This window comes from Myxococcales bacterium, assembly GCA_016706225.1.
In the GTDB taxonomy this organism is placed as follows: Bacteria; Myxococcota_A; Polyangia; order Polyangiales; family Polyangiaceae; genus JADJKB01.
Genome location: JADJKB010000013.1, coordinates 97,174 through 122,925 on the forward strand (window position 1 = coordinate 97,174; position 25,752 = coordinate 122,925).

At 67.8% G+C, this 25,752-nt stretch carries 23 protein-coding genes and 1 pseudogene; 9 read left to right on the forward strand and 15 right to left on the reverse strand.

The genetic code is table 11. The annotated features are described in order from the left end of the window. Positions 1-77 precede the first annotated feature (77 nt). From IPI67_21495 to IPI67_21535, 9 genes are read right to left on the reverse strand one after another with little or no spacing between them, the layout of a single operon-like run. On the reverse strand, positions 78-1,736 hold the full coding sequence (locus tag IPI67_21495; GenBank protein MBK7582757.1) for a hypothetical protein: 1,659 nt from the start codon (positions 1,734-1,736) through the stop codon (positions 78-80). Then, the gene (locus IPI67_21500) at positions 1,733-3,025 is read right to left on the reverse strand and encodes a hypothetical protein (protein MBK7582758.1); all 1,293 of its coding nucleotides are present in this window, start codon (positions 3,023-3,025) and stop codon (positions 1,733-1,735) included. Before IPI67_21500 ends, IPI67_21495 begins: the two co-directional genes overlap by 4 nt. 11 nt (positions 3,026-3,036) lie before the next feature. After that, positions 3,037-3,549, reverse strand: a complete 513-nt coding sequence (locus IPI67_21505) for a Mov34/MPN/PAD-1 family protein (protein ID MBK7582759.1) — start codon at positions 3,547-3,549, stop codon at positions 3,037-3,039. Next, complete coding sequence (locus IPI67_21510) at positions 3,543-4,493, reverse strand: cysteine synthase family protein (GenBank protein MBK7582760.1); 951 nt, start codon at positions 4,491-4,493, stop codon at positions 3,543-3,545. Before IPI67_21510 ends, IPI67_21505 begins: the two co-directional genes overlap by 7 nt. Beyond that, positions 4,490-4,783, reverse strand: coding sequence for a hypothetical protein (locus tag IPI67_21515; GenBank protein MBK7582761.1), 294 nt, complete (start codon positions 4,781-4,783; stop codon positions 4,490-4,492). Before IPI67_21515 ends, IPI67_21510 begins: the two co-directional genes overlap by 4 nt. Beyond that, a complete protein-coding gene (locus IPI67_21520; protein ID MBK7582762.1) occupies positions 4,783-5,055 on the reverse strand; it encodes a MoaD/ThiS family protein in 273 nt (90 codons plus the stop codon). Before IPI67_21520 ends, IPI67_21515 begins: the two co-directional genes overlap by 1 nt. Positions 5,056-5,064: 9 nt before the next feature. Further along, entirely contained in the window at positions 5,065-5,814 is a 750-nt protein-coding gene (locus IPI67_21525; protein MBK7582763.1) for a HesA/MoeB/ThiF family protein, read from the reverse strand. Then, positions 5,795-6,760, reverse strand: coding sequence for a cysteine synthase A (cysK, locus tag IPI67_21530; GenBank protein ID MBK7582764.1), 966 nt, complete (start codon positions 6,758-6,760; stop codon positions 5,795-5,797). The genes IPI67_21525 and cysK overlap by 20 nt, the downstream gene beginning before the upstream one ends. Beyond that, the gene (locus IPI67_21535; GenBank protein MBK7582765.1) at positions 6,750-7,238 is read right to left on the reverse strand and encodes an Rrf2 family transcriptional regulator; all 489 of its coding nucleotides are present in this window, start codon (positions 7,236-7,238) and stop codon (positions 6,750-6,752) included. Before IPI67_21535 ends, cysK begins: the two co-directional genes overlap by 11 nt. A gap of 36 nt (positions 7,239-7,274) precedes the next feature. Here IPI67_21535 and IPI67_21540 point away from each other — a divergent pair, with 36 nt between their 5' ends. The 3 genes from IPI67_21540 to IPI67_21550 all read left to right on the forward strand — a co-directional run bounded on the left by IPI67_21540 (position 7,275) and on the right by IPI67_21550 (position 10,847). Continuing rightward, entirely contained in the window at positions 7,275-8,606 is a 1,332-nt protein-coding gene (locus tag IPI67_21540; protein ID MBK7582766.1) for a C69 family dipeptidase, read from the forward strand. Positions 8,607-8,706: 100 nt separating this feature from the next. Continuing rightward, on the forward strand, positions 8,707-10,377 hold the full coding sequence (locus IPI67_21545; protein ID MBK7582767.1) for a hypothetical protein: 1,671 nt from the start codon (positions 8,707-8,709) through the stop codon (positions 10,375-10,377). Continuing rightward, positions 10,374-10,847, forward strand: coding sequence for a hypothetical protein (locus IPI67_21550; GenBank protein ID MBK7582768.1), 474 nt, complete (start codon positions 10,374-10,376; stop codon positions 10,845-10,847). Before IPI67_21545 ends, IPI67_21550 begins: the two co-directional genes overlap by 4 nt. Positions 10,848-10,884: 37 nt before the next feature. Here IPI67_21550 and IPI67_21555 read toward each other — a convergent pair whose 3' ends face one another. Beyond that, positions 10,885-11,709, reverse strand: a complete 825-nt coding sequence (locus tag IPI67_21555) for a LysR family transcriptional regulator (GenBank protein MBK7582769.1) — start codon at positions 11,707-11,709, stop codon at positions 10,885-10,887. A 68-nt stretch (positions 11,710-11,777) separates the two neighbouring features. On the opposite strand from IPI67_21555, the gene IPI67_21560 reads away from it, so the two are divergent. Both IPI67_21560 and IPI67_21565 read left to right on the forward strand, forming a co-directional pair. Next, on the forward strand, positions 11,778-12,500 hold the full coding sequence (locus IPI67_21560; protein MBK7582770.1) for a sulfite exporter TauE/SafE family protein: 723 nt from the start codon (positions 11,778-11,780) through the stop codon (positions 12,498-12,500). A gap of 21 nt (positions 12,501-12,521) precedes the next feature. Next, positions 12,522-13,013 carry a hypothetical protein gene (locus IPI67_21565; GenBank protein MBK7582771.1) on the forward strand — a complete coding sequence of 164 codons (492 nt, stop codon included), beginning with the start codon at positions 12,522-12,524 and terminating at the stop codon, positions 13,011-13,013. 7 nt (positions 13,014-13,020) lie between these two features. On the opposite strand, the gene IPI67_21570 is transcribed toward IPI67_21565, so the two are convergent. The 3 genes and pseudogenes from IPI67_21570 to IPI67_21580 all read right to left on the reverse strand — a co-directional run bounded on the left by IPI67_21570 (position 13,021) and on the right by IPI67_21580 (position 17,559). Continuing rightward, positions 13,021-14,415, reverse strand: a complete 1,395-nt coding sequence (locus IPI67_21570; GenBank protein MBK7582772.1) for an MATE family efflux transporter — start codon at positions 14,413-14,415, stop codon at positions 13,021-13,023. A gap of 302 nt (positions 14,416-14,717) precedes the next feature. After that, complete coding sequence (locus tag IPI67_21575) at positions 14,718-15,683, reverse strand: hypothetical protein (GenBank protein ID MBK7582773.1); 966 nt, start codon at positions 15,681-15,683, stop codon at positions 14,718-14,720. 113 nt (positions 15,684-15,796) lie between these two features. Beyond that, positions 15,797-17,559 (reverse strand): annotated as a pseudogene (locus IPI67_21580) (long-chain fatty acid--CoA ligase). A gap of 136 nt (positions 17,560-17,695) precedes the next feature. Between IPI67_21580 and IPI67_21585 the strand changes: the two are divergent. Continuing rightward, a complete protein-coding gene (locus tag IPI67_21585; GenBank protein MBK7582774.1) occupies positions 17,696-18,721 on the forward strand; it encodes a hypothetical protein in 1,026 nt (341 codons plus the stop codon). A 98-nt stretch (positions 18,722-18,819) separates the two neighbouring features. On the opposite strand, the gene IPI67_21590 is transcribed toward IPI67_21585, so the two are convergent. After that, positions 18,820-21,555: a phosphatidylserine/phosphatidylglycerophosphate/cardiolipin synthase family protein gene (locus IPI67_21590; protein MBK7582775.1), complete on the reverse strand. Its 2,736-nt coding sequence runs from the start codon at positions 21,553-21,555 to the stop codon at positions 18,820-18,822. 106 nt (positions 21,556-21,661) lie between these two features. Between IPI67_21590 and miaB the strand changes: the two genes are divergently transcribed. Together miaB and IPI67_21600 are read left to right on the forward strand one after the other, a co-directional pair. Further along, complete coding sequence (gene miaB / locus IPI67_21595) at positions 21,662-23,113, forward strand: tRNA (N6-isopentenyl adenosine(37)-C2)-methylthiotransferase MiaB (protein ID MBK7582776.1); 1,452 nt, start codon at positions 21,662-21,664, stop codon at positions 23,111-23,113. Beyond that, a complete protein-coding gene (locus IPI67_21600) occupies positions 23,113-23,637 on the forward strand; it encodes a gamma carbonic anhydrase family protein (protein MBK7582777.1) in 525 nt (174 codons plus the stop codon). The genes miaB and IPI67_21600 overlap by 1 nt, the downstream gene beginning before the upstream one ends. 3 nt (positions 23,638-23,640) lie before the next feature. Here IPI67_21600 and thiS read toward each other — a convergent pair whose 3' ends face one another. Further along, positions 23,641-23,841 carry a sulfur carrier protein ThiS gene (thiS, locus tag IPI67_21605; protein ID MBK7582778.1) on the reverse strand — a complete coding sequence of 67 codons (201 nt, stop codon included), beginning with the start codon at positions 23,839-23,841 and terminating at the stop codon, positions 23,641-23,643. Between the two features lie 142 nt (positions 23,842-23,983). Between thiS and IPI67_21610 the strand changes: the two genes are divergently transcribed. Continuing rightward, complete coding sequence (locus tag IPI67_21610) at positions 23,984-25,429, forward strand: VanW family protein (GenBank protein ID MBK7582779.1); 1,446 nt, start codon at positions 23,984-23,986, stop codon at positions 25,427-25,429. The last annotated feature ends 323 nt before the right edge of the window (positions 25,430-25,752 follow it).

The following is a 25,752-nucleotide window of genomic DNA, read 5'->3' on the forward strand; positions in this document are numbered from 1 at the left end:
GATTTCCCCCGCCGGGCATCAAACCCCCTGTAATTACCACCGCTTGTGCTCTCGGTAGGCGAGCGGACACGCAGGAATTACTGGGCTGGCGCGAGTTGCCGCGTGAGCACCAGAGCCTGCGTGGTGCCGCTCGTCGTTCGCAGCTCGACGCGCACGCGCAGCTTCGGCTTGCCCCCGAACGCACACACCCTCGCGGCGGCGGCGTGACGCCCGTAACCGCGCTCGACCTCGAGCCCGGTATCCAGATCGACGATACGCACCTCGGCTCCGGATGCCGCGACTCCGAGCGCGAGCACGACGTCGACGCAGCGGGTGAGCGGGACCTCCAGCTCGAAGGTGGCGCGCTTCGCCTCACTGAGGTCGATGACCTTCGGCAATCCGAGCTGATCGAAGCGCTGAGTGGTGCCGCGTGCCAGCACCCGCGTCAGCAAGCGGCTCGCCGCGAGCGGGTGACTGTTCAGCAGCTCGGGGGTCTGGCGCAAACGTCGCTGTTCGACGCTGAAGGGACCAGGACGCGCCAACGCCTCGAGATCGATGCGTGCTGCGCCGCCGGCTCCGCATGTGAAGAGGGTCGTGTGTCCACTCGAGCCGTCGTGCGCGAGCAGCGCCTCGTCGTCGGACCAGAGCCACGCCTCCATGCCCGACAGCGGACGTCCGCCGAGGGCATCGATACGTGTGCAGCCGGGTCGCAGCTGGAGGGTGATGCTGGTGCGCTCTGCCACCGGCAGCGAGCCCGTGGCGAGGGTCTTGGCTGCTTCGTATCCGCCTCCGTCGAGTCGCGCGGCGAGGGCGGTGCTGGCCTCGCCGACCGACACACTCGGTGTGCTCTCGATCACCGGTATGCGCGCGTCGAGCTCGGACCGCCCGCCATCGCGACTCTGCGCCAGCACGACCATCACTTGCCCGCGGCCCGCTTGGGGCCGAACCTCCAGCGTGAAAGCGCGCTTTTCCTGGGCGCAGACCAGCAGAAAACGCGTCCTGCCATGGGCCAGAGCGCGCCCGAGGGTTCTCCCGTCGGAGTCGAGCAACGCCACGTCGAGGTGAGAGACCTCTTCGCTCGGCGCGACCCAAGCATCGACACACCGTTCAGGCTCGACCACAAAAGACACGAGGCTCGGGGTGCCAGGCTCCACGGGCAGCGCGTTGCGCCGGATGTCCTGCCAGCGCCCGCCGATGCCGCGTCGGTGTTCGGCCAGGGCCTGTTCGAGGCGCGGAGTGACCTCGGGCAGCCCCGCTGCGGCGCCGCCGATGCCAAACAGAACACCCAGCTTGGTGGCGTCTGCCTTCGCAACCGACTGGGCGCCGAGCGCAACCAGTCCAGACCCCGAGGAGACCCGGGCGCTCACGTAGATCCGTTCCGGGTGGGGTGGGCACACGAGCAGCGTCGGGGACTTGTTCGGGCGCTCGTCGGAGCCGAGGGACGTCCCGTCGTCGCTGAACGCAAACAGATCGATGTCGTCGACCTCCGCCGACCCCCGCGCAAGCAGCAGCGTGCAGCGATCACCCGGCACGCGCAGGAAGCCGGAGATGCGATCGCCCGCGGCGCCCGCATCGACGGCGATCATCTGGAGCTCGAGGGCCCCGGCCTCTCGAGCGCGCCGGGCGTCGCCGAGCAGCAGCCTCTCGCCGCTGAGCGCCGCGCTGGTCGGCGTGACGTCGACGTCGTGCGCGGGCCTGCCGCCGGGCAAGAGCGCACAGCTGCTCGAGAGCAGCAGAAGCACAGCGAGCGCCCTCATTCTGCGGGCTCTCCTGGTGGCGAGTGTCCCGAGCGAAACAGGGCAAAAAGCCAGGCAAGACCCGGCCCACGCGCCTCGATCGTGAGCTCGGGGGTGGCGTCCCCGTCGACGCAGAATGCGAGGGTCGTCCCGGCGCCGTCCGGGCCGATCTGGTTCTGGAACTGACGACCTGCGAGTGTGAGGGAGAGGGCCACGCCGAGGCTGCGACCCCGCACCGCAGCGACGGCCGCCACGTAACAGGCGCCGGGCTCGAGCTCGACGGGCACGAGCGTGACTCCCGACACACCTCGGGCCGTCATCACGGGTGCATCGACCCGGCGCGCGCCGCGCCGATGCGTGAGGGCCTCGGCGATGGCCGCGCGTTCTGCTCCTGCCCAGCGACCCGGCAGTGCCGCATCGATGGGACGCGTGAAGGTGAGCAGGCTCACTCGACTCGACGCGGGAGCGCCCTGAAACGCCACGCTGGCCTTCGTGCGCTCGGCGATGCAGAGCTGGAAATGTGCGTCCGGAGCCTCGGCGCGGTTGCTGCGCGCGGGTTCGAGCGAAGCGCCAAGGAACAGCTCGGCATCGATATCGAGCTCCGCGCCGTCGACCTCGCTGCCAAGCACGTCGAGCCGGTGGCAGCCAGGCGCCAGCGTAAAACGGAGCACGCCGCGTCCGCCCGGATCTGCGTCCTCAGCGCGGCTGTTTGCGACCGTGAAACCCGCGCGCTTCGCCGTCAGCACCCGCGTCCGCAGTCGCGCTTCGAGGGGACCGGGTCGAGCGCGCGCACCGGTGAACGAGGGCGCCGGCAGGGGACCCGGGTTGCGCGTCGGCAGGACACCCGCCAGGGGCGGAAACGGCCGATCGCCCCTGGCCACGATCACCTCGATTACCCCGCGAGGTGAGCGCATTTCGAGGGCGAGCCTCCCCAGCATGGCCTTGCGCACGCCGCAGCGCACGAGCTGGGCCGCGCCGGCAACGGCGAGCTCTGGATGTTCACCGTCGGGCCAGACCAACGCTCCCCGACCTGGCAGGAAACGCAGCACGAACGTGGCGGTGGGTACGCCGAGCACGGCGACGGTCACGCAGTCCTCGCTCAGTGGATCGACGAACTCCGGCGGCAGGAGCAGCGGCAAGAAACCTCCGCGCTCGACGAAGCGTGGCTCGAGCCGCCGAACGCTGCCGGACTTGGCGAGCTCGGTCCGCAGTCGCTCGGCGTCGGCGTCCAGATCCGCGTGAGCCGGCGCCGCCCGCAGCGTCAAGAACGCGCCGCTCGCCAGCGCGAGCCCGATCGCGATCCGTCGCACGGCGGCGGCCATCAATCCTCGACGACGCTGAACGGGGCCTCGACGAACTTGCGAGTCGGGTCGTCCCACACGAACAGCTTGTGCGCGCTGACCTCACCCTGGTCGACGGCGGTCACGAGATACGCGAGCGCGTGACTAGGAGCCCCGTCGCCTCCCATCGTCATGCTCGCCGCGTCTTCGGCGCTGAAATAGGCGCCGCAGTCGAGGTGTGAGTGGAAGAAGACCTTCACCGCGCGTCCGGTCTGCTCTGCGGCCGTGATGGCCCTCTCGAACTTGAGGGCGTTGATCTTGAAGTACTCGCGCCCGGTCCGCGGGTGGCCGTCAGGATCGACCGCGTGGTATTTGTTGGCCAGGTTCTCGAGCTCGACCGCCCGGTCGACGGCCAGCGGCTCGCTGAGCGGGCCCTCCAGGTAACCACAGGCCTCCTCGTCCCGGGCGTACGCGAGCTTCCCCGCCTGCGCGACGACCTCGAGCACTCGTCTCGGGACTACGACGCCCCCGTGTATCCAAACTGGGTCTACCACCGGTATTTCCTCTCCCATTTCAGCGGCGCGAAGTAGCGATCCCCGCGGTCGCACGCGATGGTGACGACACAACCGCCGCGCCCCTCTGCGTGCATGCGTTCGGCCAGCTTCACCGCACCGAAGATGTTCGCGCCGGAAGAGTGCCCGACGAACAGCCCCTCCTGCTCGGCGACTCGATCCGCCATGTCCCAGCCGTCGTCGGTGGTCACCGGCATGATCTCGTCTGGCAGCTCGCGGTCGTAGATCTCCGGAACCAGGCTCGAGCCCATGTGTTTCATGCCCTCGAGACCGTGCAGCGCCTCCGCTGGCTCCACCGCGACGCAGTGGATCTTTCTTGGGTGTTCGTGCAGGCGCCGGGTGGTCCCCATCATCGTGCCGCTGGTACCGAGGCCGGTCACGAAGCTGGTGATGCGATCGCCGAGCGCGTCGAGGATCTCGGCCGCCGTGCCGTGATAGTGCGCGAGGGGATTCGACGGATTTCCGTACTGATCGGCGTAGAAGTATCGTTCGGGCTGCTCGGTCACGAGCTCGCGCACCTTGCGGATTGCGCCGTCGGATCCTTCCATCGGGCTGGAGTAGATGAGCTCGGCACCGTAGGCCTGCGTGATGTCCTTGCGGGCTCGGCTGACGTTGCTGGGCATCACGAGCGCCACGCGAAATCCGAGCGCCGCGCCGACCATGCTGTACGCCACCCCGGTGTTGCCGCTGGTCGCGTCGATCAGGATCTTGTCCGGGGTCAGGCGCCCGTCGGCGATCGCATCCTTCACGATGCGGAGCGCCGGGCGATCCTTCACGGAGCCGCCCGGATTCAGGTACTCGAGCTTGACGTAGACCTCGACGCTAGGTGCAGACCGGGCGACCTGGTTGAGGCGCATCAGCGGAGTTTGCCCGACGGCGTCGGCCACACCCGCGAGCAACCGGGAGCGAACCAGGCGGGTCGTCATTCGGTCGCCACTCCCAGCGCACGACGGAGCCCACGCAGCGCGCGCCAGGCTCCCGCGCCCAGCTCCCGGGAGGCGCTGAACCGGAAGTTCTCCGCGTGCCGGAACGGCACCGCCTCGAGCTCATCCGAGCGGTGCAGCGTGAGTGCGCCGGCGCGTTCGAGATAGAGCGCCTCGATGTCGCCGTCGCTGCCGGCGGCGATCTCGAAAACGGCGGCGCAGATCTTGGCTTGTCCTTCCGCGCCGACCTCGGGCAAGAGAACCTGGCGAGAGACCGCGGCTTCCGACGACATCATCCACCTGCGATGGCGGGGACGATGCTGATCTCCTGGCCAGCCGTCAGGGCGGTATCGAGGCCATCCAAGAAGCGGATATCCTCTTCGCCGACATAGATGTTCACGAAGCGCCGGACGCCTTTGTCGTCCAGCAAGCGCTCGCGCATTCCGGGATGGGATTTCTCCAGCGCCTCGATGACGTCGCGCACCGTGGCGCCGCTGATCTTTACCGCTTCTTCGCCTCCGGTCAGGGAACGAAGTGGGGTGGGGATACGAACCGTGACTTCCATTCTCTTCTCCTATGAAGCGGTGCAGAGACCGCTGACGTAGCGTGATTCGAGCAGATCCGCGATCTTCCTCTGACCGCAGAGCGGACATTGTTGCCGTGGCCGGACCGCGACGCTTCGCAAGCGGTCGCTCTTGCCGTCGTAGGTCGTGATTTGGCCGGCACCGCTCTCGTCCCCGGACAGGAAGCGGAGCGCCAGATCCGCCATCAAGGCCCCCACCAGGCCCACCACCGGACCCATCACCCCGGCCTCGTTGCAGCTCGCCTGAGCGCCCCGCGGCACGTCCTCGAACAGGCAGCGGTAGCAGGGTTCCCCTCCCGGAAGCACGAGCCAGGCGGTGCCCTGCCAGCGGATGGCGGCGCCGTGCACCGCGGCGCGACGCTCGATGGCGCAGGCGTCGGCGGTCAGGAACTTGGTGGCGAAGTTGTCCGAGCCCTCGACCACGACGTCGACGGAGCGCACCAGCTGCCGGGCGTTGTCCGGCAACAGGCGGCTCGGGTGAAGCTCGATCGTGCTCGCCGGGGCCGCGCGTTCGAGCGCCTCTCTTGCGACCTCGAGCTTGGGCCGCCCCACGTCTTGTTGCCGAAACAGGATCTGTCGATTCAGGTTGGCCTCTTCGATCACGTCGTCATCGGCGAGCACGATGCGGCCGACGCCGGCGCGAGCGAGCGCGAGCGCTGCGGGGCAGCCGAGGCCACCCACGCCCACGACGAGCGCGCTCTTCATGCCGAGCGGGCTGGGTTCAGTCCTGAAAGTACTCATCGAGGCTGAAGTAGCGTTCTCCGGTGTCGCACAGGATGGTGATCACGTTCTTGCCCGGGCCAAGCTCTCGCGCCACGTCGAGGGCCACCGCCACGTTGGCCCCCGCGCTGATGCCGACCAGGAGCCCTTCGCGGCGGGCGAGCTCGAGCTTCACTCGATAAGCGCGCTCGTCCGACACCGTGCGCACGGCGTGGGGCACCTTCGGGTCGTAATTCTTGGGCACAAAGCCCGCGGCGATCCCCTGGATCTTGCTGGGGCCGCGCTCGCCTCGGGAAATCGTGGCCGACGACTCCGGCTCGACGGCGATCACCAGACAGGCGGGGAACTTCTCGCGCAGCGCGCGCCCGACCCCGCTCACCGTGCCGCCGGTGCCGACGGCTGCGACAAAAGCATCGATGCTCTCTCGTCCGATGGCGTGAACGATCTCGCGAAACGTCGCGCCGTAGTGGGCGTCCGGGTTGGCCTCGTTCTCGAACTGCTGCGGCATGAACGCGCCCTCGATGCTGGACGCGAGCTCGCGTGCCTTGTTTATCGCACCCTCCATCTGCTCCGCCTCGGGAGTCAGCACGAGCTCTGCGCCGAGCGCCTTGAGCAGCTGCCTCCGCTCGAGGCTCATGCTCTCGGGCATGGTCAGGATGCAGCGATACCCGCGTCGGTGCGCGACCAGCGCGAGACCAATGCCGGTGTTGCCACTCGTGGGCTCCACCACGGTGCCGCCGCTGCGGAGCAGGCCGTCGGCCTCGGCGCGTTCGATCATCGCGAGGCAGATGCGGTCCTTGACCGAACCACCCGGATTGATGTGCTCCATCTTGGCGAGCACTCGACCGCGGGGTGTCTCGGTCTCGAGCCGGGCCACGTTCACGAGCGGCGTGTCGCCGATCAGCTCGAGCACGCTGCCGTAGACGCGCGGGTGGTCGGGCAGGGGAGGGAGGGACTCAGATGACATAGACATAACGCTGTCCTCGCGGGCGCTGCACACCGAGCTCCTCGGCGCGCCCGCAGATGTCGGCGACGGTCACGGCGTCGAAACACGCCTCGACCCGGGCGGACAGATCGCGGAACACCGCGTCGGTCACGGCGCGGCCGTCCGCCAGTGTCCTGCCTGAACGGGCGCCACGCTCACTCTGATCCGCCAGCGCAATGGGACCCTCGAGGGCGCGCACGATGTCACCCAGGCGGATCTCCGCGGGGCGCTTGGCCAAGCTGTAGCCGCCTTGGGGACCGCGCTTGCTGCCCACGATGGCGGCACGCTTGAGGTCCTGGAAGATCTGCTCCAGAAATCGCGGAGGAATGCCCTGGCGCTCCGCGATGTCCTTGACCTGAGTGGGGCGTCCGTCGTTGTAGAATGCGATGTCGAACAGTGCCCGGACGGCGTAGCGGCTCTTGTTCGAGAGCTTCACGGGGAGTTTTGTGCATTCCCCCATCGGATTTGTCAAGAACCTTCTCGGGCAGCAGAATTCATGTGTGACACGCTGGTAGCCACGCCCGAGACGACCGCCCGAGGGCGCATGCTGTTCGCCAAGAACAGCGACCGCGAGGCGAGCGAACCGGAGGTCGTGGAGCTCGTTCCGGCGGCGGAACACGACCCGAGCGGCAGGACCGCCTGCACCTATCTGAGTGTGCCGGCCGCGCCGACGACGCGCCGCGCGCTCCTGTGTCGTCCGTATTGGATGTGGGGCGCAGAGATGGGGGTGAACGACGCCGGCGTCGCGATCGGCAACGAGGCCGTGTTCACCCGCGCGCCGCACGCTCCGACCGGGTTGACCGGCATGGACCTGGTGCGGCTCGGTCTCGAACGGGCGAGCTCCGCGCGCGGAGCAGTGGAGCTCATCGGTGAGCTGCTCGAGACCCATGGCCAAGGAGGCAACTCCGGTCATCGCCACGTGTTCCGGTATCACAACAGCTTCTTGATCGCCGATCCGTCCGAGGCGTGGGTGCTCGAGACCGCGGCTCGGATCTGGGTTGCAAAACGGGTGCGCGGCGTGCGCGCGATCTCCAATGGGCTCACCCTCGGCGACGACTGGGAGCTCGCGAGCGAAGGGCTCGCGGCGCGCGCTCGGGACTACGGACTTTCGCCGGGCAAATCCCGGCTGAATTTCGCGGAGGTCTTTGCCGATCGCTGGGTGACGCTGGCGGCGGCGGCGGATCGGCGGCGGAGCTGTAGCGAGAGATTTCTCCGGGCCAGGCGAGGGGAGCTCTCTCTGCCCCGAGTCTTCGCGGCACTGCGTCAGCACGGCAGCCCCGATCGCCCGAGCGCCGCGCTCGGCGGCTTGCGACAGACGGTCTGCGCTCACGCGGGCTGGTTGCCGACTCGAGCGCATGGCCAGACGACCGGCTCGTTCGTCGTCGAGCTCGGTGATGATGGTGTGCGCCCGTTCGTCACCGCCACGTCCAGCCCGTGCATATCCCTCTTCAAGCCGCTCTCGCTGGCTGACGCAGTGCCAAACATCGGCGTGCCGTCGCGTCGTTACGATCCGACGTCACTCTGGTGGCGGCATGAGCTCCTGCATCGGGCGGCGCTTACTGATCTGGAGCGCGCGCTCGAGCACCTCCGCCCGGCGCAGGAGGCCTTCGAGCAGGCTCAGGTCGAGGCGTCGCTGAGCGGGCCGGCTGGCGGCGCTCAGGAACGGAGCCGCGCGGCGTTCGAGGTCGCCGATGGGGTCGAGGCCGAGTGGCTACGGGCGCTCGAGCGTCGTCCAAGCTCGAAATTGCCAGGATTCTGGCGTCGCCTGGACGCCGACTCCGGCCTGGCTCGAGCCCGAGCGGCGGCGCCGCCCTTCCGAGCTGACTGAAAAATTCCAGGCTGGTTCCCCAAAATTCTGCACCGGCGCCCGGAGTTGGCGGCTCGTGCGCCCCCGAGCCATGCTCCAATGTCCGCGCTTCGGAGGCTCGATGCTGCGCACCCTTTCCGTTTCTTTTTTCTTGGCGTTCGGGCTGACGGCCCTGGCCTGCGGTTCCTCGGACGGAAACTCCGCGAACCCAAACTGCTCGAACAACTCGTGCAGCGCTTGCACGAGCTGTTACGAGCTCTGCATCTGCACGACCGGCGACACTGCGCAGTGTGCACCGGCCTGCGGGATTGCAAACGTCGGCGGGGCGCCGGGCGGCGGAGGCGCGTCCGGCGGCGGCGGTGGGCCGGTCGGGGGTGCGAGCGGCGCTGGGGGAAGCGGTGGGACTGTCGCTGCCGGAGGTCCCGCAGCTGGGATCTCGATCAGCGAGATCAGTCTGTATCAAGCGGTCAAGGTGCCGCTGATGCAGAACTGGAGCGAGCCGCCGCGCAACGCGCCGGTGGTCGCAGATCGCGAGGCGGTACTCCGCGTGTTCGTCAATCCCGCGGCGGAGTACCAGCCGCGCGAGCTCGTGGCGCGGGTCGAGCTCGCCGGTTCGTCGAGCGGCTCGTTCGATGGCAAGGCCTTCATCGGCGGTCCGTCGTCGGATGCGGATTCCAACTCGACGATTCAGGTGTCGATCCCGCCGAACACGATCAAGCCCAACTCTACCTACACGGTGAGCTTGCTCGAGGCCGCGGCTGGTTCGTTCCCGGGCGCGAGCGACCAGTCCAAGTTCGGCGCGGTCAATCTGGGCGCGCAGAACGCAGGGGTGTTCAACGTCGTGCTCGTGCCCATCGTGGTCAACGGCATCACGCCGCTCACGGGAGCCAACGAGGTTCAGGCCTACCACGACCGGCTCATGCGGCTGTATCCGGCGCCAGACATCAACATTCAGGTGCGCGCGGCCGCGAATTACCCCGGATCGTCGCCCCAAGGGAGCGGCAACGGCTGGAACCAGCTGTTGAATTGGCTCCAGTCGCTGCGAGCGCAGGATAACCCCCCGGCCAACAGCTACTACTACGGAGTCTTCACCCCGACGCAGTCGTTCGGGCAGTTCTGCGGCGGTGCTTGTGTTGCCGGTCTGTCCAACCTTCCGTCCGCCAACGACGTGAAGGGTCGCGTGGGCTCCGGATTGGGATTTTTTCCGGTCGGCGGCAATCCGGGCAGCTCGGACACGATGGCGCACGAGGTGGGTCACACGCTCGGCATGGCGCATGCGCCCTGTGGACCCGTGCAGGGCGCGGATCCGGCGTTCCCCTACGCCGGTGGCGGCATTGGTGCCTGGGGGTGGGATATCTTCACCAAGAACTTCCTGAACCCGAGCGGCTACAAAGACGTCATGGGGTACTGTAACCCCAACTGGATCGCCGACTGGTCGTTCAACAAGATGTACAAACGCATCTCGTACGCCAACGGCGCCGGTGATCTCTTCGTCTCGAACGATCCCAACCGGGCGCCGGGCCTGTTCCAGACCGCCATCATCGACGAGGACGGAACACTCTCCTGGGGTTACCCCATCAACACCCCGTGGCCGGTGACGGACGACGAGCGCACGGTCGAGGTGCTCGATGGCGCCGGCAAGGTCATCGGGAAACTCACCGGCTACGAGTCTTCGGTGGGCCACCATGGCGAGATCAAGTTCCTGTTGATCCGCGGCTCGGCCGTGAACCTGGCGGCCGGCGCGGCGGCCATCCGGCCTTCCGGATCGATGCTGAGTTTGCCGCTCCCATGAGCCGGATCACGCGCGAATCCCTGCTCGTCACCCTGGGCGCGCTGCTCGCGGGCTGCTCCCGGGGCGAACAGCCCAAACCCGAGCCTGCCGGCGAAACCCCAGCGGCGACGGCGACGGCGAACCCGACGACAGCGAGCAGTGCTGCCGCGGCTGAAGCCCCGGCGGCGTCCGTTGCGCCCGCAGCTCCGCAGGCGCCACCGGGCAACGCCTCCAAGTCGGCGACGGTCGCACCCAAGCCGGGGGATCCCAAACAAGTCGTGGCCACCGAGGTCCCGCCGTCGCCGTCGTCGGGGCGCCGCATGCAAGACTCGCCGCTGCCGCCGCCCAACCTGCCCGGTGTGACGGCGCCCGTCGCGCCCGCGAAACCCACGGCCACGCCGACTCCTCCGCCACCACCGCCAGCGACGGCAACCGCCGCCAGGCCGAAGTCGCAAATGAAATGCGCCGCCGGCAAGTGCGGCGCGAGCTGACGTCGAGGGTCGCGCAGGCCGCTCCCGCTCCGCGACTTCAGCCCTTGGCGCCGGCCCCGAGCAACAGCTCCCTGAGCGCCGCCGCCGCCGGGGGCAGGCGCTCGACGCCCCGGTGAAACAGCACGAGCTGCCGCGGGATCGGCGTCGCTGCGTGTCGCAGCACCACCAGGCGGCCGAGGCTGAGATCGCGCGTGATCGCCGCGCGGCTGAGCAGCGCCACTCCGATGCCTTCGGCCACGTGCCCCTTGATGGCAGCGATGCTGCCGAGCTCCATCACGATCTCGGCCTCGGGGAAATGTCGATCGAGCGCCTCCCGCGTCACCGTGCCCTTGGGAAAGGTCAGGAATGACGAGCCGCGGAGCCGCACTCCCGGCGCAGCAACGAGCACGAACGCGTCGTCGCGCCAGGGCTCCCCGCCCGGGCCGGTGAGCACGGCCAGATCGAGCTCGCCGCGCTCGAGCTGATCTTCGGCGTCACCCCGGGTCATCTCCCGGAGCACGATGCGCACTCCGGGATACTTCTTTCTGTACCTGGCGAGCAGCGGCGGCAGCAGATACGTCGCGGTCGTTGCGCCGGCGCCGATCCGCACCTCGCCCTTTGCCAGGCCTTCGAGCTCGGACACCGCACGCCGTGCGTCCTCGATGGTCGAGAGCGCGACGCGCGCGCGCGTCAGCACCTCGCGACCCGCCGCCGTCAGCTCGGCCCCGTGGCGCCCGCGATTCAGCAGCCGTGCACCAAAACTCTGCTCGAGCCGGCGCACCGAGACACTGAGCGCCGGTTGGGTCAGGTGCGCCGCCCGGGCCGCCGCCGTGAACGTGCCGCGCTCGACGATCAGCAGGAAGTTCTTCAGATCATCCATCATGGGAATTTATGGAAAGTAGCAAAACAATCAATTGGCGCAAAGGTTCGGGCGGGCGCAGGGTGTGAGCCATGACGCTCGTATTCGTGGTGTTTGGCCTGGGTCTCGCGGCGGGAGCCCTGACGACCGTGGCCGGCATGGGCGGCGGCCTCATGCTCCTGCTCTCGCTGTCGCTGCTGCTCGGCCCGGCGCCGGCACTTGCGGCCACTGCGCCCGCGCTCCTGGTTGGCAACCTGCATCGCACCTGGATGTTTCGGTCCGAGGTGAACTGGAGTGTGGCGCGCGCCTTTGCGCTGGGCGCCGTGCCCGGTGCGCTCCTGGGTGCGGGCCTCGCCGTGAGTGTGCCGCCCGCGCTGATCAGCGGGTTGATGGTGCTCATCACCTTGCTGAGTGTCGTCAGAGCGCTCGGCAAGTTCCAGCTCCGGGCGCCGCCGGGAGTGATGACCCCCGCAGGGTTTCTCATCGGCGGCCTCACGGGCAGCGCCGGAGGAGCGGCAGTGCTCACGTCGCCGCTCTTCCTGTCGACCGGCCTGGTCGGAGAAGCGTACACGGCGACCACTGCGGTCTCGGCGGTCGCGATGCACCTGGGCCGGATCGCCGGCTATGGCGCGGGCGGTTTGTTCACCCGAGAGGTGTGGCAGTGGGCAGCAGTCCTGGCGCTCGCGGTCGTTGCCGGCAACAACCTGGGTCGGCGTGTACGGAAACTCACCCGACGTGTTCCGGAGGGCATCATCGAACACAGCGTCCTGGTGCTCAGTGTGGTGCTGGCGTTGTCCGGCCTCGCTCACCGCTGAGCGTGTGTTACGCTCGACGAAGTGCGCTTCGCCTCGCTGTTTGCCGTCGTCGCCCTGCTCGGTCTCACGGCTTGTTCGCCCAGTCAGGCCGAGCCGAAGCCGGACGACGGCCCGCGCTGTGAGCCGAGCCTCGCGGCGCCGAGCGCTGCGCCGGCGCTGGAAGTGCTGCGCGAGACGAGCACGCAGGAGTTCGTCCCCGTCGCTGACGACGACATGCTGACCCGACACTGGGGCAATCAGGGCGGCACTCACTTCTGGATCTACCCGCGGGTCTTCACGGAGAGCGGCGAGATCTGGTTCATCGACGCGAAGCTCGTCGGAGCGGATGGGACGACCCTCGCCGCGGGCGGGCAGGGGTTCACTGCGTGCGCGCTGCAATGGACCAAACCGCGGCAGGTGACAGTGTTCCTCGAAGCCAGCGGTGACCTTGCCGGGACGCTCACCGTTTCGGCAAAACCCCAACAAGGTGCACCGCTCACATTCGAGGCGCCGATCAAAGTCGGCAGCCTGTGACCCCCAATCATGGGGTGACCGCTACGCCGGCCAGTTCGCTCGCCTCGGGCTCCGACGCGAGCCGTTCCCGCGACGCCGCGGCGGACTTGCGCCAGCCACCGCGCTCGAGCCGCCACCAGAGCAGACTCGACCCGACCACGATTTCCGCAGCCAATCCCAGCCAGCCGCCGACGGCGCCCCAGCCGAGGTGGATGCCGAGCCACCACGCGAGGGGGGGAGTCGACACCCAGGCAATGAGCACCGCGATCACGGCCGGGTAACGCACGTCACCCGTGCCGCGCAGCACCGAGCGCGCGACGGCGTTGCCGCCGTCGAACACCTGGAACGCTGCCGCCACCCACAGGAGCTTCACGGTCATGGCACGCACCGCGAGATCCGTGGTGAAGACGCCGGCGATCACGTGAGCCAGCCCGACGAAGGCGAGAGCGCAGAGGCCGGTGTAGACACTGGTGACGAGGAGCGCTCGTCGCGCAACGATCTTCACCAGGCCGTCCTCGCCCGCACCCACTGCCTGACCGACCAGCACGCTGGCCGCCTCGCCGACCGCGAGCGCCGGCAAGAATGACAGGTGAGTCACCTGCAGGGCAATCTGGTGCGCTGCGAGATCCACCGCGCCCACCTGCGCGAGCACCGCGACCAGCACGGCGAACGCGCCGACCTCCAGCACGAACTGCAGGCCCAGCGGGACTCCCAGCTTGAAGAGGGCCCGCACGTGGCGGAAACGGATGCGTGCGAAGGCGAAGCCCGGATGCCTCGAGGCGCCGATCAGGAACGCAGCCTCCACCACGTGGCTCAGCGCAGTTGCCGCGCCGGCCCCGCGTACCCCGAGGCCGAGGCCCAGGATGAACAGTGTGTCGAGCGCAACGTTGGTGACGTTGGCGGCCAGCGCCGAGACCAGCGGCGAACGAGAGTCCGAGAGTCCGTAGCGGGCCTCGCGCAGCACGACTGCAACGAGCACGAACGGGGCTCCCAGATTTCTCCACCACAGGTAATCGGCGGCAAAAACCCCGGTTTCCGGGCTGCCCGCAAAGCGTGGCAGGACCGCGGCCAGCCAGCGCCCAGTCGTGACACTGACCAGCCCCAGGGCCAGCGCCAGAAGCACGCCGGTCGCGATGTAGACGCTGAGCTCGCTGCTCCGGCCGGCGCCGGTGGCTTGACTGACCACCACCTTCACCGCTCTGAGCAGACCAAAGCCAAAGACGATCAGCCCGAAGGCCGCGATGCCTCCGAGACCCACACCAGCCAGTGCATTCGCCCCGAGCCGGCCGACGAACAGCGTGCTCACCAGGGTCATGATGCTGTACGAGAGCATCGAGACCGCGATCGGCCACGCCAGTCGCACCAACTCGGGGATGGGTTTCTGTTTCCAGCGCAGCGCTTCTCTTTGTCGTTGTGTGTTCATGACGGTCCTCTTCGGGTTGCAGAAAAAATAAAAAAAGCCGCGGGGCCATTGGGCGCCGCGGCAGGAAATCGAGGTCTTTTTGGGCTATTTCAGCAAATCAGCCGACCTCCTGCCGCGCAGGCAATCTGAACGCACGCGTCGCCGAACGACTTCGTGGTCAGCATGTTGTGGCGCGGGAGGGGGTTCATCAGGTAACTCCGGTTACTCCGACCGTGTCCCACGACTTCGACGCTTGGTCAAGAGTGCGTGCACGGTCGCGAAACCGAAACGCGGGTTTTGCCGAAGGAGCACGTGAGGTTGACTCACTCGGTTTTGTTTGGGCAGCGCACGCGCTCGCGGCTGGGTGCCATGCAGCGTTTGTTCGGCGCGCACGGATAGGTGAGCGTTCGCCAGCAGCTGCCATCGACTTCCCAGCGGTCCACGTGCTCGTCGGCTTCTGCTTCGGGCAAAGCCGGCGCGGAGAGCGCCCGCGGAAACAGCGCGAGCTCGAGGCGCGCGCTCGTCGTGACGTCCTTCGGCAGGTTCACCGCTGAAAACGCCCGCTTGGCGCAGTCCTTCATGGCGTCGTCGCCGGCGCCGGTGATCACGATCGCTGGCTCCGGTAGATCGACCCGCAGGGTCAACGTTCCGCCCGAGCCCGCTTCGCGCGCGAGCCACTCGAGGTAACAGGCGTGGAGCTGGGGCAGCGCGGCGAGCCAACGCGTCGTCACCGGCGGTGCGACGCTGGCGCCGGCCGTCTGTTCCGCCGTCACGCGCAGGAGCGGGCCTTCGGGATCCCCGCTGCGCGTCCAACCGCTGTCGCCGCTCTGGAGTCTGGTGTCCGGCGGCGGCGCCGCGGGAGCGAAGCGAGTTCTTGCGGCCGCAGGGGCACACAAGAGCCAGGCGTCAGCCTGCTCGAAGGCTCGTTCGAGCCACGCCTTCGGAATGCTCGCGAGCGGCTCTTGGAGCGCCATCGCCGCCGCGGTCTTCTGGTCGATGCCGGGGAACGACTTCAGCGGTGTGGGGTGGCCGCGCAGCGCCGCCACCCGATAGAACTTGAAAGCGCGCACGTAGTCGGCTTCGTCCGCGGGCTCGGGCGCGTGGTCGGTGAACAGAAAGCCGAAGACCACGTTGGCGTAGCGGTATTGCCCCTCGAGGTTGCCGTTCTCGGCGGCCTCGAGCAGATCCCGCACGCCGCGCTCGAACAGATCGCTCGGCGGATGTTCTTCCTTGCGGATCAGCTCCAGAAACGCCCGCGCTCGTTCGAAGGCCGCGTCTGCGCGGGCCACGTCGACCGGTCGGCAGTGGGGCGCCGCGGCGTCCGGCTGCTCGGGTAATACCGTGGGCCCTGCGCCGGGAGCTCCGGCGCAGCCGACCACGAAGAGAGCAGCGAACGCGCGCCTCAATTGTACAGGGCGTCGAGGGCGGGCTCGTACTTCGAGAGCACACTCCGCCGCTTCAACTTGAGGGTGGGCGTCAGCATGCCGTTGTCGGTGGTGAAGTCCTCGGCCGTGACCACGAATTTTTCCGGGCGCTCGAAACCCTTGAAGCTCTTGCCGTACTTCTTGAGCTCCTCGGCGATCAGCGCTTTCACGTCCGCGCTCTTCTCGACGTCGTCCAGCTTCTTGCCGCTCTCGCTCGCCCATTTCTCGAGCGCCGCCTTGTCGGGCACGACCAGCGCCACGTTGTACGGTTTGTTCGCGCCGTGGATCATCACGTTCGCGATGTAGGGAGAGAGCTTCAGCTCCTCTTCGAGCGGCGACGGGACCACGTACTTGCCGTTCTCGAGCTTGTACTGCTCCTTGATGCGACCCGTGATGTAGAGGTACCCGTCGTCGTCCACGAAACCCATGTCGCCGCTGCGGAAGGTCCGGTCTTCCATCAGCACGGCGGAGTTCTCGTCCGCGCGGTTGTGGTAGCCCTGCATGATGTTCGGGCCCTTGATCAGGATCTCACCGTTCTTCGGGTCGGAGGTCACCGTCTTGTCGATGATGATGCTGACGCCCGGGATGGGCTTGCCGACGCTGCCGATCTTGCGGTTGCCGGGGAAGTTGGCGGTGGCGATCGGCGAGGTCTCGGTGAGGCCGTAGCCCTCGTAGACCTGGATGCCGAGCGCGTCGATGAACTCGCCGACCTCTTTCGACAAGGCAGCGCTGCCGCTGACGGCGTACTTGAGCCGGCCGCCAAACTTCTGCCGGATCTTGGAGAAGATGATCGAGTCGGCCAGGGAGATCCCCATGCCCGACCAGACGCCGACGTCCTCGCCGCGGGACTTCTTGGTGCGGTTTGCGACGGCGTTGCGGAACAGCGACTGGATGAAGCCCGGCTTCTCCGTCATCTGTTTGTTCACCCCGTCGTAGATGCGATTGAAGATGCGGGGCACGGCGAACAAGATCGTCGGCTGAACCTCGGCCAGGTTCGACACCAGGTTCTCGACCGCGTCGTTGATCCGAGGGAGCAGCCCATGCTGAGCATGGCGTGCAGCTCGCAGGTCTGTCCGAAGGAGTGCGCCCAGGGCAAGAACGACAGCGACCGATCGCTCGCGCTGAACGGGAAGATGGTGTGAATGGCGTTGATGTTGCTGCACAGGTTGTCGTGGCTCAGGATCACGCCCTTGGGATTGCCCGTCGTGCCCGAGGTGTAGATGAAGCCGGCGATGTCACTCGGCGCGGGGTGGATGGCCTTGGCGGGTGACGCCTCGCCCTTCTTCAGGAGCGCTGCGTACGAGTGGTCGTCGCTCTCGTCAGCCTCGAAACCCACCACGTGCTCGAGGGAAGACACCTGGTCCTTCACACCCTTGAGCTTCTCGTAGATGTCGTTGGTCGCCCCGATGGCGACCTTCGCCCCGCAGTCGTCGAGGATGAAGCGCCACTCGTCGGCCTTCTGGGCTTCGTACATGGGCACGAAGGCGGCACCGAGCCCGTAGGTTGCGTAGGCGGCGACCGCCCACTCCACGCGGTTGTTGGCCACGATGCCGACCTTGTCGCCCGCTTTGACTCCGAGGCTGGCGAGCCCGCCGCGGAAGGCGTCGACGAGCTTGCCGAACTCGCCGTAGGTATTCCACTTCCACGCGCCGTCGGTCTTGGTCCCGAACAGCTCGCGGCTGGCGTGTTTTTCGCAGCTCTTTTCACACAAATCGACCAGGTTCTTGAATTGCTCGGTCATGCGTATTTCTCCCCGCGTTGCGGGCTCCCTCGATCACGAGCATGGGTCATGCGCGTGTCTCAAATCGGCGCGCAACATAGGGAAGGCTGGCCACCCGGTCAATGACGGCGGGCCGAGCGGGTGGCATGATTTGCCGGTGTCTCGCCTACTCTTCGTGACTCTGGCGTTCTCAGGGAGTTTTCTCGCCTGCGGCGGCCCGGCTCGTGACGCCTCGCTGCCGCCGCCCCCCGAGCCGATCCCGGTCGTTCCGGCGGAGCCGGAGCCCGAACCGCTCCACATCGTCGAGACGTCGAGCCCGGAGCCGGCGCTCGTGGCGACGGCTCCGACAACTCCCGCACCAGCCCCGTTCATCGCTTGCGGTTTTCCGAGTGGTCCACCGCCGGCGCGCAGTGCGGGCGGGCTCACCGTGCCGACGACCCCGGGCAAACGACGCTTCGAGTTCGCCGGCCGGCTGCGCACACACACCGACGGCTCGCTCGGCGCAAAGAGCAAGCGGGTCTGGGTCGGGCCGCCGGTGCCGGCGTTCGTGCCGCTGAGCAACGGCACGCTGGAGCTGTTCCTGCTCGACCCGTCGCCAGCTGGGTATTTCGCCCTGTATCGTGATCCGTACGATGCGTCGTCGTGCAAGCTGAGCGCGCACGAGAACTGCGCCTTCGAGATCGCGGCCTTCGACTGTGCGGGCAAGACCTTGTTTCGTGTGCCGCTCGCGGGGTTTTTGTCCAAGAAGCAGCGGCTCGAGGTCCAGGACGCACGCTACTTCGCCGGGGTCGTCTACTTCAACGAAGCGTGCCAGAGCTACTCGCGAGAGGCGGGCGGCAAATGCTCGTCTTTGATCGCGCTCGACCCGTTCACGAAGAAGGTGCTCTGGCGCACGAAGGCGTTGACCAGCAACAACCGCATCATGGTGTACGAGAAGTACATCGTGTCCGGCTACGGTTTCACCGCCGAGCCGGATTTTCTGTTCGTGGTTCGGCGCAGCGACGGCAAGGTCATGCAGAAGGTCGATCTGCCCTCGGCGCACGAGGACTTGATCGATGGCCCGGGCTCCATCGTGGCGCAGCTCGAGCGCGGCCGCGGGCTCCTGTTTCGGCGCGACGGGTTCGACGGCGCGACGCCAAAGTTGGTGCTCGAGGGAATGAGCGAGAAGCAGGCGCAGCCGTGAAGGGTGCGGGCCGGGGGTAGGGGAGAAGAAGAAGAAGAGCGGGCACGGGCACGGGCACGGGCACGGGCGAGAAGCGGCACTCGATATAGCGACACGCCCTAGATGCGGTCCACCCAGATTGGCGCGGTCCAGGCCGCGCGGTTCGCATCGAGCTCGAGGACTTCGACGTAGAAGAAGTGCTCCCCCGGGGTGGGGACGTCGAGAGTGAGGGGGTGCCAGCCCGCCGAGAGCCCGCTCTCTTCGACGACGACCTCGACCTTGCCCAGCGCCGTGCCGTGGAAGAGCCGCACCACGAAGGGTCCGCTGTAGTCCGGATCCGCCAGCCACAGGCGCGCCGACAGACTCGCGGCGGGCGTCTGCGTGCTGCCGCCCATCGGCACGCGATCTGCCGCGAAGAACCGCACCGAGAGGTTCTGATCCTCGCTCGCGTACACCTCGCGCTGTTCGATGGCGTCCAAGAGCGCGTCGGCGCTCAATCTGTCTGCCATCACCACGGTGCGACTGGTGTGGCCGGTGCCCCAGTTGGCGTAGTGGTTGTCGTGAGAGGCGGTGGGCGCGAGGCGAAAACCCCGGGTCAGGAAGAAGTCGAGGTCACTCAGCCGCGTGCGGCGCACGATCGCGCCGGGGTTCTGCAGATCGTCGACCAGGCTGGGGTTCGCGGGCGTCTCCCCTCCGAGCTCCGTGCCGCGCCCGAGAGTGACCTCCATCGTGCGCGCGAAGGGAGCGGCGCTCGCCCAGACCGCCGCCAGCGTCTTGTCGACGATGATGGGGTCCGGCAGCGCCTCTCCGGCGATCCACTGGGCCCGCACGTCCTTGAGCGGAGCGAAGTCGTCGATGCCGTAGTCGTTGAACTTGTAACCGCGCTCGCTTGCTTTCGGGATGTCCGTCAGCTTCACACCGAAGATCATGTCCCAGTTGCCTTCCAATCCGGCTTCGTCCGCGCGGAAGGTCTTCGGGTGGTTGAGCATGATCAGCGGTCTGTCCCCGGCGGCCTCCCGCTCCGGCAGGAACTCTCCGTAGAAGGTATCGAAGCGCCCTCGCTCGGTCTTGGCCACCGCCCCCGAGCCCACCACACCGACGTGGTTGCCCAGGCTGTTGGTGCTCCATTCCATGCCCGCCAGCGCCACGAAACTCGCGCTGGTCGTGGCGGCCGCGGCGGCCTTCAGCGCGGCAAAGCCGGCCTCGCTCATGTTGGCGCCGTCGTTCCCCGCGCCGTCGTCGTGGCAGTGGGGTGACAGCGCTTGAAAGTCCAGGCCACCGGCGTCGCGCGAGTACGCGAACGCGTTCTCGGCCGCCGCGCCGACGTCGCCGGGAATGCTCACGGGCAGCGTCTGCCCGTCCGCGCCCTTCTTCTCCGGCTTGCCGTCGTCCAGGGTCACGCCGTCCGCGCTGGCGTGAAAGTGGGCGTGCAGGTTGCCGAAGTAGGAGTGGGTCTCGTCCACGTGTTGCTGGGCCGCGTCTCGGCCCTGATCGAGCGACGCCGCAGTCAGCGACCAGGTCCAGAGCCGGTGGTACAGCTCGCGGATGCGCTGCATCACACGCGGGTGATCGACCACCACGTAGTTCTCGAAGTTATTGAAGAACGCACTGCCCGACCAGTTGCCGGAGCCGTCGATCATCTGGCGCCCGTCGATGATCACGAGCTTGTGGTGCATCAGCTGGTAGGCGGCCTCGTTCACCCGCTTGTAGCGGATCCGGCCGCCTGCAGCGACCAGCTCGTTCCACGCCGTGCCGCTGTGCGCCGCCCGCTCCGGCACGTTCAGCAAGACCCGCACCCGCACGCCGCGCTGAGCGGCGTTTCGCAGCTCCTTCACCAGATCGGTGAAGGTCAGGTGATGCATGAGGACGTCGACGCTCTTTTTTGCGTTATTGAGCCGGTCCTCCAAGAGCTTGATGGGTGCGCTGCTCGGGGTGAACGCCACGCTCGGGTTGGTACAGGCTCCGGCGGCGGCGTGGTCGCTGTCCCAGATCGCCGAAAAGTGACAGGAAAAGCCCGAGATCAGCGGGTGGTCTGGGCTGCCCCGGACCAGGATGGCGTTCTCTTCGTTGAGCGTGGTTCCGGTGGAGGAGAAGTTGTTGCTGCCGTTGAGCAGCGTCTTGCCGTCGACCAACAAGAACTTCGCGTGCAGGAGCCCGGTGCCCTCGGGGCCGCTCGGCTTGCCGCTGACGAAGCGGACGTCGAGACCCTGGTTTGCGAGCGCCGTCGCCTTGGACTCGGGTACTTTCTGGGCCGAGTCGATGGCCAAGCGCACCTTGACCCCGCGCGCGTGAGCCCGCAGCAGTGCGTCGGCGATCTCCGACACGCTGAAGGTGAACTGGGAGACGTCGACGGACTTCTCTGCACCGTCGACCAGCTCGACGATCTTCTTCACCAGTGGGGAGCGCGCCTTGAGTACGGCTTTGTCCTGGTCCGTGCACACGTCGCAGTAGGGCTCGGTCAGGAGCAGCTCGATGTCGTCGCCCGCGCCGGCGCCGGGGCCCAGGCAGCCCTGCTTCGGATCCCCCTTCCAGAGCATGCCCTCCGACTCGGGCGTGTCACCGCAGGCGTCGGGGTCGGGGCCGCAGTCGGGATCGGGATGTGCGCAGTAGCCGTACGGGTCGTCGCAGAAGTTGTTGGCGTCGTCGTACCAGCCGTTTGCCGCGCACGGGTCCGGCGCGTCGGCTTTGCCCGGCGGGTACGCGGGCACACAGCCCTTTCGATGCTCTGGCGCGCCGCACACCGCGCCGGGTGCAGCTTCGGATTCAGCGCTGCAGCCGGGCAGAGCAGAGGGCAGGAAGACCAGCAAGGTCGAGGCGATGAGCAACCACCCACGGGAGCCGAGCGAGAGCTTCATACTACAGAAGCCTACATGTTCTTACATAAGCCCACAATACTGAATTGTGCCTATGATTCCGCCTAGATCAGGCTGATGGTGGAAGAAATGCTAGTTTCCTGCCCCGGTGCGCACCTTCTCCGTCGTCACATTTGGCTGCCAGATGAACGAGCACGACTCGGATCGGATGGCCGAAGTGCTGCGCGCCGCCGGCCTTGCGCAGGTGGCCGAGTACGCCGACGCCGACGTCATCCTCTTGAACACCTGCAGCGTGCGGGACAAGGCAGAGCAGAAGCTGAGGAGTGAGGTGGGGCGGCTGGCGCTGCTCAAGCGCGAGCGGCCCGGTCTCGTGATCGGCGTCGCCGGCTGTGTCGCACAGCAAGAGGGCGAGCGCCTGCTCAAGCGAGTGCCGGAGCTCGATCTCGTCTTCGGCCCCGACAACATTCCGGAGCTGCCTGCGCTGCTGCGTGAGGTGGAGGCGGGCGGACCGCCCCGCGCGCGTACGGTGCACGACGTGGACGAACCACACTTTCTCCGCGCCGCCGCCGAGAGAGGACGGGTCGGGCCCGCGGCTCACGTCACCGTGATGAAGGGTTGCAACGAGCGCTGCTCGTTCTGCATCGTGCCCCACACCCGAGGCCCCGAGCGTTACCGGCCGAGCCACGAGATCATCGACGAGGCGGCGCGGCTCTCCGCCGCCGGGGTCCGCGAGATCATGCTGCTCGGCCAGACCGTGAACAGCTATCGCGATCCGTCGAAGCAGCTCGGGGTGGCGCCCGGGGCCGGCGAGCTGCCCTGGACCCACACCCATCCCACCACCGCTCGAGAGGACGAGAGTGAGTTCGCAGCCCTGGTGCGGGCCATCGCCGCGCGTGTGCCGGAGCTCGGGCGACTGCGCTATGCGAGCCCGCACCCGAGGCACCTGACGATGAGCCTGATCCGTGCGCATCAGGAGTTGCCGGTCCTGGCCCGACACGTACACATGCCCGTGCAGAGCGGCAGCGATCGCGTGCTGAAACGCATGATCCGGCGCTACAGTTTGGACGAGTACCGCGAGCGGGTGGGGGCCCTGGTCGCCGCGGTCCCGGGCATCACCCTGTCCACGGACTTGATCGTGGGATTTCCGGGGGAGACCCGCGAAGACTTCGAGGGCACCCTGGCCATCGTGCGGGAGCTCGACTTCGCCGGAGTGTTTGCCTTCAAGTACTCCGAGCGGCCATTCACGCCGGCGCAGAAGCTCGCCGACGACGTTCCGGAAGCAGAGAAGCGTGCGCGGTTGGCGGAGCTGTTTGCGGTAGCGGATCCGTTGCGGGTGAGGCACCTCGCGGGGCTCGTCGGCTCCACTCAGGACGTGCTCGCGGTCGGGCGCGGCAAGACGGGATACACCGGCCGCACCGAGGCCAACGAGATCGTACACTTTGGTTGCACGGACGATCCCACCGGGCAGATGGTCCGAGTGCGCATCGTGCAGGCCTTCAAGAACTCGCTGGAGGGAGAGCTTGCCGACGTGCGTCGGGTGGCGCCGCTCGAGAACGCGCGCAAGGAACCCGCGCGAGTCAGCCTGCCGGTGGTCGCCTGATGGCCTGGGTGCGTCCGTTCAGGGAGTTTGTGCCGCGCATCGCGGCTGGCTGTTTCCTCGCGGAAAACGCCGTGATCGTCGGCGACGTCGAGCTCGGCCCGGACGTGAACGTCTGGTACGGGGCGGTGCTGCGCGGCGACTGCGGGCGGATCAAGATCGGCGCCCGTACCAACGTGCAGGATCTTTGCATGATCCACATGACGACCGGGATCAGCCACAGTGAGATCGGGGAAGATGTGACCATCGGTCACAGCGTCGTCATCCACGGCGCGCGGGTCGGCAACCGCGTGCTGCTCGGCATGGGCAGCATCATCCTGGACAACGTCGAGATCGGTGACGATTGCCTGATCGCGGCCGGCAGCGTGCTGCCACCGCGCATGAAGATCCCCGCCCGCAGCCTGGTGCGAGGGTCGCCGGCGAAGGTGATCCGCGAGGTGACCCACGACGAATCGCTGCTCGGGATCAACGGAGCCGTGTCGTACCTGGAGCTGGCCCGGGAGCACCAGAAGCTCGTGGGCGGTTGAGCCTCAGCCGCCGCCGACGAAGTGCACGATCTCGATCACGTCGCCGTCCGACAGCGCCGTGGTCTCGTGGGCGGCGCGCGGCACGACCTCTTGGTTCTGCTCCACCGCGACCGGGCCGTCGGTCAGGCCGAGGTGCTCCACCAGCGCGCGCACCGTGAGCCCATCCGGGATCTCGCGGGATTCCCCGTTCAAGGTCAGCTTCATGCGGGGAGGGCTATAGCGCGCCTGGCGCCGGGTCGGCGAGGTCGGGAACACGACCCCGCCATCCGAGCGTAATCCTTGGCAAGCGCTCCTCCGGCCGCCGGCACTTTGCCGGAACCACCGAGAGGCCGCTACCCTTTGTCCTGTGCGCCGTGACGTAGTCTTTGCGACCGTACTCAGTCTGAGCGCAGCTGCGCTCACCGGGGCTGGCAGCTGGGTGTATTTCGACTTCATGGCCTCGGGTCGGGCGTTGCCTGGCACCACCATCGGCGGAGAGCTGCAGCCGGAGGGTGTGGCGCTCGGCGACTGGCTCGAAGCGCGTCGGGTGCGCCTGCTGGATCGCGAGGCGTTCTTCGAGCTGCCGGATCACGACGGCACACTGCCGGTCTCGGCGGGCGAGCTGGGCATCGAGCTCGACGTGGCGGCGACCATGCGGGCCGTGCGCGACGAGCTCGATCGCGGGAACGCCAGCGAGCGGCTGTACCGTGTGCTCAAGGCCCGGCGCGGAGAGATCGACGTTCCGCTCAGCTGGTCGTTCGACACCGAGCGCGCCAAGGTCGCGCTCGCCCGGGTCGCGCCTCACGTCGAGCAGGCCCCGGTCGACGCGCGCCTCGACCTGGTCGAGCACCTGCGCATTGACGAACGCGTGGGCCGGGTGCTCGACGTCGAGGGCACGTTGCAGATGCTCACGGAAGGCGAACGGAACGAGCTGTCGGTCTACGCCATCGCAACCCAACCGGTTGCTGCGAGGGTCACCAGCGCGAGCCTGGCGGCGGTGGACGTGTCCAAGGTTCTGTCGTCGTTCGAGACCAAGTTCGGCGGGACCGGGCATGGCCGCGCCGTCAACATCGAACGGGCCGCAAACAACCTGAACGGCTTCGTCGTGGCCCCCGGTCAGACCGTCAGCTTCAACCAGATCGTCGGGCCCCGGACGCTGGAGCGGGGGTTCGTGTCGGCGCCGGTGATCCGCGACGACGAGCTCGAGCCCGGGCTCGGCGGGGGCACCTGCCAGGTCGCTTCGACGGTGCACGCGGCGGTGGTCTTTGGTGCGCTCGACGTCCTGGCGCGCCGCAGCCACAGTCGCCCGAGCGGGTACGCGCCGCTCGGCCTGGATGCCACCGTGATCTGGGGTGAGGTCGACCTCAAGTTCAGGAACCCCTACGACACGCCGCTCATCATCCACGCGTTCCTGCCGAGCGCGGGCAAGCTGCGGGTCGAGTTCCTGGGACGGGAGCCGACCGGGAAGGTCGAGCACACCTACGCGGTGATCCGGACGCACGATTTCTATCGCCGCGTGTGGACGAAGCCCTTCGTGAAAGAGGGCAAGACCATCAAGCGCCAGCGGGGCATCAAGGGGTACGACGTCGTCAGCAGCGTGCGGCTCGTGCTGCCCGGCGGCGAGGTGCGACCGCTGCGCAGTTACTACAGCGAGTACCGGCCGGTGCCGGAGGTCTTCTGGGTGGGGCCCGGCGCCAACCTGGAGGAGCTGCCCGAGCTGCCGGAGGGCGCAAAACACGTCGAAATCGACGGCAAAGGCCGGGGCGGCGAGCCGGTGAGCGAGGCACCCTCGGACTCCGATCCGGCGGGCTGAGGCGCGTTTGACGTGCGCGTGAGATTCGCTATGAACCGCGACTCGTCGTGAACGCACGCAGCATCAGACAGCTCGCGGCAGTAGCGGGGCTGCTCGTCGGGGCACCGCTCGGCTGCAAGTCAGGGAAGGCCTCGGGCGCTGCACCGAGTGCCTCCGCGCGCGCACAACCGAACCCCGTGTCGAGCCTGAAGGTCGAGCACGGAGAGCTCGATACACAGGCGCCGGACACCGCGCCCAGGCTCGGCGCCACCGTCATCGCAGCCACCGTGTACAAGTTGGCGGACGTCGATTCGCGCAAGCTCGGTTACCTGCGACTCGGCGGT